A 10503-nucleotide genomic window follows, 5' to 3' on the forward strand; every position below is an offset into this window, starting at 1 on the left:
CCGGCCGCCTCACGAGCGTACGTACGCGTGCGGGGTCGTGCCGAAGGCGTGCCTGAACGCCTGGATGAACGCGCTGGGGCCGCTGTAGCCGCAGGCCGCGGCCGTCGAGGTCACCGACCGGCCGCCGGCCAGCAGGATGAGCGCGTGATGCAGCCGCAGCTGGGTGCGCCACTGCGGGAAGCTCATGCCGGTCTCCGCACGGAACAGCCTGCTGAGCGTGCGTTCCGAGGCGCCCACCGCCGCGCCCAGTTCGGCGAGCGTCCGGCCGTCCGCCGGGTCGGCCTCCAGGATCGCGGCCACGTCGCGCAGCCGGGTGTCGGACGGCGCCGGCAGGCACAGCGGGAGCGCCTCGACCTTGCGGAGCTGGTCGAGCAGCACGCGTTCCAGGTTGGCCCGCTGCGTCGCGGCCGGCTCGTCGTCGCCGGTCAGGGCGACCACCACCTCCCGCAGCAGCGGCGTGATCGCCAGGACCGTGGGCCGGTCCAGCCGCAGCGGGTTGACCGGGGGGTCGAAGACCAGCGCCCGCATCTCGGTCGGCCCGTACGCCTCGTGCGCGTGCGCCACCCCTGCCGGTATCCACACGCCCCGGTGCGGCGGCACCACCCAGTCGCCGATCGGGGTCGAGATCCGCAGCACCCCGCGGTGCGGATGGATGAGCTGGTGCGAGGCGTGGTCGTGCCAGCCGATGCGCTGGCGGTGGGCCAGCGGCACACGGGACGGGCCGCCGCTTTCGGAATGGCGGATTGCCGACATGACTCGGCAGAGTATCGCTAGTTCGCCGACTCGGTCGTCCGGGATGCTCGACGGAGCCTTTCAAGGAGACGATCAGTGACAGAGACATCCGTTCGGGCGCCGGCGGCGCGGGCGGCGTCCGCATGGCGGCGCATGTGGCTGTGGGCGGCCGCGCACGCCGTCGACGACCTCTACCAGGGACTGGTGCCGGCCTGCGTGCCCTATTTCGTGCTCGACCGGCACTACGGCTACGTGGCCGCCTCCGGGCTGACCATGGCCGCGGCCCTGGGAAGTTCGATCCCGCAGCCGTTCATCGGCCTGGCGGTCGACCGTTTCCGCCTGGGCTGGCTGGCCGCCGCCGGCGTCGCGCTGGCCGGGCTCGGCCTCGGCCTGTCCGGGCTGATGGAGCCCTACCCCGCGGTCTGGGCCCTCGTCCTGCTGTCCGGGCTCGGCGTGGCCATGTTCCACCCGGCGGCGGGCAAGGGGGCCAGGGAGGCGGCGGGAGACAGCGCCACGGCGATGAGCGTCTTCGCGGCCGGCGGGAGCGTCGGCTTCTTCCTCGCGCCGGTGCTGGCCACGCCCGCGCTCATCGCGATGGGCGTCGGTGCGACGGTCCTGTTCATCCCGCCGGCCCTGCTCGTCGCGTTCGCGCTGCTCAGGAGCCGGCCCTCGGCCCGGGCGTCCACGGCGGGCCCGCGCGCGGGCACCGACAGGTGGGCGCCGTTCATGGTCCTCACCGGCATCGAGGTCGTCAGGTCGGTGACGTTCTTCGGCGTGCTCACCTTCATCGAGTTGTTCTGGATCAGGCACCTGGACGCCGGCCGCGGCCTCGCGGGCACGGCCCTGGCCTGCTTCCTGGTCGGCGGAGTCGCGGGCACGCTGATCGGGGGGCGCCTCGCCGACCGGATCGGGCTCGTGCGCACCGTGCAGATCGGCGGTTTGCTGGCCATCCCCGCGCTCGCCGGGCTGCGCCTGCTGCCGGGGCCCTCCCTGCCGCTGGTGTTCGCCGTGCTGGCGGGCATCGCGATCAACATCCCGTTCGCCGTGCTGGTGAAGCTGGGCCAGGACTACCTGCCGAACCGGCCGGGCACCGCGGCCGGCGTCACGCTCGGACTCGCCGTGAGCGTCGGCGGGCTCGCCGCGCCGGCGCTCGGCGTCGCGGCGGAGGCGTACGGCCCGCAGGGCGTCTTCACGATCCTCTGCCTGGTGCCGATCGCCGCCGTGGGCCTGGGGCTGTTCCTTCCCCGCAGGTGACTTCCCCGGATGACGCCGAGCGTGGCCGCGGCGGGAGTCAGCCGGCGGAGAGTCAGCCGGCGGTGACGACGCCCGGCGTGACCGCGAGCAGCAGGACGTCGATCCCGGCGGCGCCGATCGCGGCGGCGAAGGGCGCCACGGGCACCCGCCGGCCGAGCAGCAGCCCGGCCGCGGCGCACCCGGCCACCCCGGCGAGCGCGAGCCATCGGACCGGGCCGGCCGGCCCCGGAGGCGCGACCACCAGCAGCGCGGACGCGGCCAGCAGCGGCAGCGGCAGCAGAACCCGCACCCGGGCGGAGCCGAGACGCTGCGGCCAGCCCCGCACCCCCGTCGCCACGTCCGTCTCGATGTCGGGCAGCACGTTGGCGAGGTGCGCCGCGCAGCCGAGCAGCGCCGCGGCGAGCACGGCCCACCACGCCGGCAGGGCGTGGCCCGGCGTCCCGGCCGCCACGAACACGGGCACCGCGCCGAACCCGGCCGCGTACGGCGCCCACGAGGCCGCCGTGCCCTTGAGCCACAGGTTGTAGACCCAGGCCGCGGCGACGGCCGACAGATGCGTCACCCCGGCCACCACGCCGCAGGCCAGCGAGAGCGGCACGCAGGCCGCCAGCGCGGAGAACGCCGCGACGCGCACCGTACGCGCGGACACCAGGCCCGCGACGATCGGTTTGGCGGTCCTCCCGGCCGCGGCGTCCACGGCGGCGTCCGCGGCGTCGTTGCACCAGCCCACGGACAGCTGACCGGTCAGCACGGCGAGGGCCGTCAGCGCCGTCCCCGCCGGGCCCCACCCCGCGACGGCCACGAGCGCCGCGACCAGGATCGTCACCGCGGCGGCCGGACCCGGGTGGCACGCCCGGGCCAGCCCGGCCACCGTCCGCGGCACCCTCCGCGGCACCGCCTGCGCCACCGCCTGCGCCACCGTCCGCGCCGCCCGGCGGCGCCCGTCCGCCTCGCCCGTGAAGTCCGCCGGAGCGAGGCCCGCGCGGCGAACCGGCCCGGCGGCGCCCTCGCCGCCGATCGCCGCCGTTTCGTCGGGCAGCTCCCCTGAACCGGTCACGATCCTGAGCGTAACCGGGCACCCCGGATACAGATCACGATCGGCGTCGGAAGGTATGCGGCGGCCGCCAATGGGCAAGAGAGACTTGTCACGGTTTTCGCCTGCACGGGGATGTGAGATGACGCGGATCGCGGCCGTCCATGGTGTCGTTCCCCCGCATCGCCACTCGCAGGCGGAGGTCGCGGATGCGCTGGCGAGAGTCTGCCTTCCGCCGGGCGCCGATCGCCGGCTTCTCGACCGGCTGCACGCCAGTGCCCGGGTGGAGCACCGCAACCTGGTGCTGCCGCTCGACGAGTACGGCAAGCTCGACGGCTTCGGCGCGGCCAACGACCTGTTCATCGAGGCCGCCCTCGACCTGGGCGCGAAGGCCGTCACGGGGGCGCTGGAGGCGGCCGGCCTCACCCCTGCGGACGTCGACATGATCATGTGCACGTCGGTCACCGGCGTCGCCGCGCCGTCGCTGGACGCCCGGTTGGCCAACCGGATCGGGCTGCGCCCGGACGTGAAGCGGGTGCCGGTGTTCGGCCTCGGGTGCGTGGCCGGCGCGGCGGGAATCTCCCGGCTGCACGACTACCTGCGCGGCTGGCCCGGACACGTGGCGGTGCTGCTCTCGGTCGAGCTGTGCTCTCTCACGTTGCAGCGCGACGACGCCTCCACGGCCAACCTCGTGGCGGGCGCCCTGTTCGGCGACGGCGCCGCCGCGGTGGTCGCGTACGGGGACGAGCGCGAGCCGCCCCCCGTGGACGCGGCGCGGGCCTCGGTGGTGGCCACGCGTGGGCACCTGTATCCCGGATCGGAACGCGTGATGGGCTGGGACGTCCGCGACAGCGGCTTCCGGGTCGTGCTGGACGCCGGGGTGCCCGATGTGGTCCGCACCTATCTGGGCGACGACGTGCACGGGTTCCTCGCCGACCACGGCCTGACCGCGGGCGACGTCACCGCCTGGGTCTGCCACCCCGGCGGCCCCAAGGTGCTGGAGGCCGTCGCGGAGACACTCGCGCTCCCGGACGGCGCGCTCGACCTCACCTGGCGTTCGCTGGCCGCCAACGGAAACCTGTCGTCGGCCTCGGTGCTGCACGTGCTGCGCGACACCCTCGCCCTGCGGCCCCCGCCGCCGGGCACGCCGGGCCTGCTGCTGGCGATGGGCCCGGGGTTCTGCTCCGAACTCGTCCTGCTGCGCTGGTAGAAGGAGCCGTGCCGCCCATGCCCGTGTCACCGTGGTATGTGCTGCTCGTCGCGCTGGTCGCGATGGAGCGCCTTGCCGAACTCGTCGTCGCGCGCCGCAACGCCCGCTGGAGCCTCGGCCGGGGCGGCGTGGTGTACGGCGGGGGCCACTATCCCTGGATGGTCGCCCTGCACACCGGGCTGCTGGCCGGATGCCTGCTTGAGGTGTGGCTGGCGGGCCGGCCGTTCGTCCCCGGCCTCGGCTGGCCCATGCTCGGGCTGGTCCTGGCCGCGCAGGCGCTGCGATGGTGGTGCGTCACCACACTCGGTCCCCAGTGGAACACCCAGGTCATCGTCGTGCCCGGCCTGCCGCTCGTGGCGCGTGGGCCGTACCGGTTCGGGTGGCTGCGCCACCCCAACTACGTCGCGGTGGCGGTGGAGGGCGCGGCGCTTCCGCTCGTGCACTCCGCCTGGCTGACCGCGCTGGCCTTCACCCTGCTCAACGTGCCGCTCATGGTCGTGCGACTGCGCTGCGAGAACGCGGCGCTCGCCACCGCGGCCCCCGGATCCGCCGCGCGCGACGCCGGAGCGGGGACCGCGGCGTGATCGACGTGCTGGTGGCCGGCGGCGGGCCCGCCGGGCTGGCCACGGCCATCAACGCGGCGCTGGCCGGCATGGAGGCGGTCGTGGTCGAGCCGCGGCCGGGTCCGGTCGACAAGGCGTGCGGGGAGGGTCTGATGCCCACCGGCGCGGCGGCGCTGGCGGACCTCGGGGTGGCGGTGCCGGACGGCAGGCCGTTTTGCGGCATCCGTTACGTGGACGGGCCGCACCGGGTGCAGGCGGAGTTCCGGGACGGCCCGGGACTGGGCGTGCGCCGGACGGCCCTGCACACCGCGCTCGCCCTCCGCGCCCGGGACCTCGGCGTCCGCGTGGTGCCTGGCCGGGTGGACGCGGTGCACGCCGCCGGCGAGGGCGTACGCGCCCACGTGACGGGCGGGCCGGACCTGTCTGCTCCGGAACTGTGTACTCCGGAACTGGGCCGGCCGGAACTGGGCGGGTCTGCACTGTCTGGGCCGGAACTGTCTGGCCCCGAACTGTGTGGCCGGGAAATTGACGCGCGGTGGCTGGTCGCGGCCGACGGGCTGCACTCGCCGATCAGGGCGCGGCTCGGACTCGACCTGCCGTCCGGCGGCCCCCGCAGGTACGGCCTGCGCCGCCACTACCGGATCGCGCCGTGGACGGACTTCGTGGAGGTGCACTGGGCCCCCGGCGGCGAGGCGTACGTCACGCCGGTGGGCGACGACCTGGTCGGCGTGGCCGTGCTGAGCAGCGAGCGGCGGACCTACGACGAGCACCTGGCGCGGTTCCCCGACCTGCTCGCCCGGTTGGACGGCCCGCCCGCCACCCCCGTGCGCGGGGCCGGGCCGCTGCGCCAGCGGGTGCGGCGGCGGGTGGCGGGGAGGATCCTGCTCGTCGGCGACGCCGCGGGCTATGTGGACGCGCTCACCGGCGAGGGGATCTCGCTGGCGCTGCTGTCGGCCCGCGCCCTCGTCGGGTGCCTGCGGGCGGGCCGCCCCGAGGAGTACGAGAACGCCTGGCGGCGCCTGTCGTGGCGATCCCGCCTGCTGACGGCCGCGCTGGTGCGGGCCCGGCGGCACCCTCCCGCGGCCAGGATGATCGTGCCCGCCGCGCGACGCCTCCCCGCGGTGTTCGGGGCGGCGGTGCGGTCGCTCGCCTGAGCGCCGCCCCCTCCAGGACCCCGCGCCCTCAGAACCCCACACCCTCCGAGACCCCACACGCTCCGAGACCACACGCTCAGGCCCCATGCCCTCCGGGCCCCCACGCCCTCGGGGCCCCTCGACTTCCGGGAATCCCGGGCCCCTCGCCTGACGGGATCCCGGGGCCCTTCCCACGCGAAACAGGCACGGATCCGTGAATTGTTACAGCCGGATTCACAGTTCATGAACGCCCGTTTTTAGGGTGCCCCAGAGGCCTCATATACGCGGCAGTAATAGAACCTACTTCGGCATGAATGAAGTAGCCATATTTCAGGACCGGTATGCAAAGATCTGACGTGTGTACCGAATGGCGAGGCCGATGTTACGGCAAGGATGACTGGAGGGTCGTCGTTTGCCTCACTTGCCGCATATCGCCCTGGTCACACCGCTGGCCCTGCTCGCACCGCTGGCCCTGCTCGGTACGCTCCTGATCGCCGGGCTGGTCGTCCTCGTGATGCGCCTGCGCCGGCTGCGCGTGATGCAGGCCGAGGCCGCACGGCAGGCGGCGGCCGAGGCGCGCGAGCAGTTCGGCCGTGATGTGCACGACCTCGTGAGCAGCCGCCTGTGGCTGGCCAGCCTGCGCAGCGAACTCGCCTACCGGCTCGCGGACGACGACAGCCCCCTGCGACCCGCGCTGGCCGACGTGGTGCAGTCCATCCGCCAGGCGTCCGCCGACATCCGCAACGTGACCCGCTCCTTCCGGGACGTCTCGCTCGCCTCGGAACTGGCCAACGCGCGGGCCGTGCTCCATGCCTACGGAACCGACTGCAAGGTCGAGGCGACCGAGGCGGAGCTGGGCGACGAGGTGAGCGCGGTGCTTGCCATCATGGTGCGGGAGGCGGTGACCAACGTCCTGCGCCACAGCAGGGCGACCCTGTGCACGATCGAAATCGTCGTGCGTGGCGGCGTGGCGACGCTCACCGTCGCCAATGACGGCGTCGACCCCTCCGTACGACCCGGCGACGGCACCGGGCTGGACAACCTCCGCAACCGGGCGGCGGCGCTCGCCGGCACCGTGGGAACGGTCCTCGACCCCGACGGCTGGTTCCGTCTCATCGCCGAAATCCCCCGCAGGGGCGGGGACCGCCGCTGACACCGGCCACGCTCACCTGCCACGACCCGGCGTCCAGGGTGCGACACCCGCGCCTTCATGTGGCCCTCCACGCGTTCTGAGCGCCGGCCGGCCGCACGCGTGTGCCTCGCGCACCGCCCCCATCCCTCTCGCCGCCGCACACCAGGCCCCGCACAAGGCCCCGCACGAGGTTCCGCACAAGGGCCCGTTTGAGGCCACGCGTAAGGCCCCGCACAGCGGCGTGGCGTGTTTGACCAGCCCCTTGACCGAATAGTCCGGGTGGCATCGAGGAGATAGCCGCGAGCGGCATCACCCGTCGACCCATGACTGCGTCACGGTTCGTTATATGCAGATTTCACAAGGCACAGTTGACGGGCGTAACTTGGCCCTTCTCCTTATTTCCGGAATTCTTTGACGTGACCGGCCTAAGGGGACATCTTGTGATTAGTAAGTACGAGATTTACTGCCTCGCAGATCCCTTGTTCTACGACACCCTCGACACCAAGCGCGCGGAGCATCCCGACTTCACCATCGCGGCCCGCCCCACCCCCGACGGATGGGCGCACGCCGAGAGCGAGACCTGGCTGCACTACGCGCCGGTCGGTGCCGGTCTGCCCACTCAGGGCTGGAAGATCCACATCTCCTCCTCCGTGCCGGAGGCGGAGCGGGTGATCGCGGCTGCCTGGGACTACTGCGTACCCCGCGGGCTGGCCTTCAAGTTCCTGCGCGGCCGGCGCGTGATGACGATGCAGAACTCCAAGTACGCCTTCCGCGGGTCGAGCGGCAAGCTGGTCACCATTTATCCCGTGGACGAGGCGCAGCTGGAGCTGACGCTCAAGGAGCTCGCCGAGATCCTCGACGGCGTCGAGGGCCCGTACATCCTCAGCGACCTGCGGTACGGCGACGGCCCCCTGTTCGTCCGGTACGGCGGGTTCGCCGAGCGCCACTGCCTCGACGACAACGGCGAGCGGGTGCTGGCGATCGAGGACGCCGACGGGAACCTCGTCCCCGACGTGCGCGGTCCGGCGTTCGCCCTGCCCTCCTGGGTGACCCTGCCGGCGTTCCTCGAACCGCACCTGGCCGCGCGCAACGCGGTGACCCTCGAAGGCGTGCCGTACGACGTGGAGAGCGTCCTGCACTTCTCCAACGGCGGCGGCGTCTACCTGGGCCGCGACAGGCGCACCGGCGAGAAGGTGGTGCTCAAGGAGGGCCGCCCGCACGCCGGGCTCGACGTCGAGGGACGCGACGCCGTCACCCGCCTGCGGCACGAGGCCGCCATCATGGAGCGCCTGGCCGGCCTCGACGTCGTGCCGGCGCTGCGCGACTACTTCACGGCCGGCGAGCACCACTTCCTGGTGCAGGAGTACGTCGACGGCACCTCGCTCAGCCAGCTCATCGCCCAGCGGCACCCCCTCACGCGGGCCGACCGCACCCCGGAGCTGGACGCGGACTACACCGAGTGGGCCATCGGGATGCTCGCCAAGGTGCGCGCCGCGGTCTCGGCGCTGCACGAGCGCGGCGTGGTGTTCGGCGACCTGCACCCCTTCAACATCCTGGTGGACGGCGACCGCGTGGTCCTGATCGACTTCGAGGTCTCCTCTCCCGTCGAGGAGCGCAGACGGCCCACGCTCGCCAATCCCGGCTTCGTGCCGCCGCGCGAGCTGGCCGGCGTCGAGGCCGACGAGTACGCGCTGGCCTGCCTGCACCTGGGGGTGTTCGCCCCGATGACCACCATGCTGCTGCAGCTCCACCGGCCCAAGGCCGCCCAGCTCGGCCGGCTGATCGTCGAGACGTTCCCCGTGCCCCCCGCGCTGATCGAGGGAGCCGTACGGACGATCCTCGGCGAGGATCCGCCCGCGCCGCAGCCGAGCCGGCTGCCCCGGCCGGACCGGCTCACCGAGGGGTGGCCCGCCGTCCGGGACGCGCTGGCGAAGGCGATCCTCGCCTCGGCGACACCGGACCGCGAGGACCGGCTGTTCCCGGGCGACATCGTCCAGTTCCAGCCCGGCGGCGGGGTCAGCCTCGCCAACGGCGCGGCCGGCGTGCTGTACGCGCTCGCGGCGACCGGGTCGGGGCGCTTCCCCGAGCACGAGGAGTGGCTGCTCAGGCAGGCCGCCAGACCCGGCATCGGGCCCGGCTTCTACGACGGCCTGCACGGGGTGGCGTACGCGCTGGAGGCCCTCGGCCGCCGCGAGGAGGCGCTCGACGTGGCGCGGCGATGCGCGCGGGAGCTCAGTGAGGGGCTGGATCTGAGCCTCTACCGCGGCCTGTCGGGCGTCGCCCTCGCCCTGATGCACCTGCACGACGCGACCGGCGAGCCGGAGCTGCGCGAGCGGGCCGCGCAGGTCGTGGCGGTGGTGGCCGACCGGCTCGGCGGCCCGGACGACGTGCCCGAGATCAGCGGCGGGCGGCACCCGCACGCGGGGCTGATGTACGGCTCGTCGGGACCCGCCCTGATGTTCCTGCACGCCTACGAGCGCACCGGCGATCCCGGGCTGCTCGACCTCGCGGCCACCGCGCTGCGGCAGGACCTGCGCCGGTGCGTCGGCCGCGAGGACGGTCAGCTCCAGGTGCAGCAGGGCTGGCGGACCAATCCCTACCTCGACGAGGGGTCGGCCGGCATCGGCCTGGTGCTGGACCGCTACCTGACCCATCGGCACGACGAGATCTTCGCCGAGTCGCTGGCCGCCATCCGGCCGGTCACGACCCTGCACTACTACGTCCAGTCGGGGCTGTTCGCGGGCCGGGCCGGCATGATCGCCTGCCTGTCGTCCGGCTCCCGCCCCGACCCGGAGGCCGCCGCGGCGCAGATCGCCCGGCTGACCTGGCACGAGCTTCCCCACCAGGACGGGCTGGCCTTCCCCGGAGCCCAGTTGCTCCGCCTGTCCATGGATCTGTCCACCGGGAGCGCCGGCGTGCTGCTCGCGCTCGGCACCGCGCTGCACGACGAGCCGGTCCACCTCCCGTTTCTCGAGCCCCCCGGACGGTCTCAGGCGCAGGGGCCCCTGCGCACCGCCGCCGGGTCGAACGTCCCGACCAGCCCCGGAAGGAGGTGAACGCACATGGCGCTCCTCGACCTGCAGACCCTCGAGGTCCCCGGCGGCCACAGCGGTGGCGGCGGTGGCGGCAGCAACCTGAGCCTGCTCGGGTGCACCCCGCACGAGAACAGCAGCCTCAGCATCATCTGCGGCTGACGACCCTCCCAAGAACACGAACTTCAGCCGCATCCGGCTGATGGAACCCATACAAGGAGATGATCCAGATGGCGCTTCTCGACCTGCAGACCCTCGAGGTTCCCGGCGGCCACAGCGGTGGTGGCGGCGGCGGCAGCAACCTGAGCCTCCTGGCCTGCACCCCGCACGAGAACAGCAGCCTCAGCCTGATCTGCGGCTGATAGCACGCTGAGGGAGTCCTGGGCGGTCGTCGCGGCCGCCCAGGCTTCCGCG

10 protein-coding genes are annotated in these 10503 nt (G+C 73.5%); 8 read left to right on the forward strand and 2 right to left on the reverse strand.

The features are described 5' to 3' along the window. Nucleotides 1-9: 9 nt before the first annotated feature. Nucleotides 10-753 (reverse strand): AraC family transcriptional regulator, encoded by a 744-nt coding sequence (locus tag FLX07_RS20475; protein WP_142572429.1) that lies wholly within the window; start codon nucleotides 751-753, stop codon nucleotides 10-12. Between the two features lie 75 nt (nucleotides 754-828). Here FLX07_RS20475 and FLX07_RS20480 point away from each other — a divergent pair, with 75 nt between their 5' ends. Beyond that, nucleotides 829-1986, forward strand: a complete 1158-nt coding sequence (locus FLX07_RS20480) for an MFS transporter (protein ID WP_229689848.1) — start codon at nucleotides 829-831, stop codon at nucleotides 1984-1986. A gap of 52 nt (nucleotides 1987-2038) precedes the next feature. Here FLX07_RS20480 and FLX07_RS20485 read toward each other — a convergent pair whose 3' ends face one another. Next, complete coding sequence (locus FLX07_RS20485) at nucleotides 2039-3043, reverse strand: UbiA family prenyltransferase (protein ID WP_229689847.1); 1005 nt, start codon at nucleotides 3041-3043, stop codon at nucleotides 2039-2041. A gap of 118 nt (nucleotides 3044-3161) precedes the next feature. On the opposite strand from FLX07_RS20485, the gene FLX07_RS20490 reads away from it, so the two are divergent. The 7 genes from FLX07_RS20490 to FLX07_RS20520 all read left to right on the forward strand — a co-directional run bounded on the left by FLX07_RS20490 (nucleotide 3162) and on the right by FLX07_RS20520 (nucleotide 10451). Then, nucleotides 3162-4229, forward strand: coding sequence for a type III polyketide synthase (locus FLX07_RS20490; protein ID WP_142572430.1), 1068 nt, complete (start codon nucleotides 3162-3164; stop codon nucleotides 4227-4229). A gap of 17 nt (nucleotides 4230-4246) precedes the next feature. Next, the gene (locus FLX07_RS20495) at nucleotides 4247-4813 is read left to right on the forward strand and encodes an isoprenylcysteine carboxyl methyltransferase family protein (protein ID WP_142572431.1); all 567 of its coding nucleotides are present in this window, start codon (nucleotides 4247-4249) and stop codon (nucleotides 4811-4813) included. Continuing rightward, nucleotides 4810-5946, forward strand: a complete 1137-nt coding sequence (locus FLX07_RS20500; protein ID WP_229689846.1) for an NAD(P)/FAD-dependent oxidoreductase — start codon at nucleotides 4810-4812, stop codon at nucleotides 5944-5946. The genes FLX07_RS20495 and FLX07_RS20500 overlap by 4 nt, the downstream gene beginning before the upstream one ends. A 400-nt stretch (nucleotides 5947-6346) precedes the next feature. After that, nucleotides 6347-7078, forward strand: a complete 732-nt coding sequence (locus tag FLX07_RS20505; RefSeq protein WP_142572432.1) for a sensor histidine kinase — start codon at nucleotides 6347-6349, stop codon at nucleotides 7076-7078. Between the two features lie 419 nt (nucleotides 7079-7497). After that, on the forward strand, nucleotides 7498-10113 hold the full coding sequence (gene lanKC, locus FLX07_RS20510; protein ID WP_142572433.1) for a class III lanthionine synthetase LanKC: 2616 nt from the start codon (nucleotides 7498-7500) through the stop codon (nucleotides 10111-10113). Nucleotides 10114-10119: 6 nt separating this feature from the next. After that, nucleotides 10120-10251 (forward strand): SapB/AmfS family lanthipeptide, encoded by a 132-nt coding sequence (locus FLX07_RS20515; RefSeq protein WP_142572434.1) that lies wholly within the window; start codon nucleotides 10120-10122, stop codon nucleotides 10249-10251. A gap of 59 nt (nucleotides 10252-10310) precedes the next feature. Next, a complete protein-coding gene (locus FLX07_RS20520; RefSeq protein WP_223853912.1) occupies nucleotides 10311-10451 on the forward strand; it encodes a SapB/AmfS family lanthipeptide in 141 nt (46 codons plus the stop codon). Nucleotides 10452-10503 lie beyond the last annotated feature (52 nt).

The organism is Microbispora bryophytorum (assembly GCF_006874465.1).
Taxonomy (GTDB): Bacteria; Actinomycetota; Actinomycetes; order Streptosporangiales; family Streptosporangiaceae; genus Microbispora; species Microbispora bryophytorum.

Bases quoted from the DNA above. Each gene is read 5' to 3' on its own strand.
- FLX07_RS20475 (WP_142572429.1), bottom strand. From the start codon at position 753: ATGTCGGCAATCCGCCATTCCGAAAGCGGCGGCCCGTCCCGTGTGCCG.
- FLX07_RS20490 (WP_142572430.1), top strand. From the start codon at position 3,162: ATGACGCGGATCGCGGCCGTCCATGGTGTCGTTCCCCCGCATCGCCAC.
- FLX07_RS20495 (WP_142572431.1), top strand. From the start codon at position 4,247: ATGCCCGTGTCACCGTGGTATGTGCTGCTCGTCGCGCTGGTCGCGATG.
- FLX07_RS20515 (WP_142572434.1), top strand. From the start codon at position 10,120: ATGGCGCTCCTCGACCTGCAGACCCTCGAGGTCCCCGGCGGCCACAGC.
- FLX07_RS20520 (WP_223853912.1), top strand. From the start codon at position 10,311: ATGATCCAGATGGCGCTTCTCGACCTGCAGACCCTCGAGGTTCCCGGC.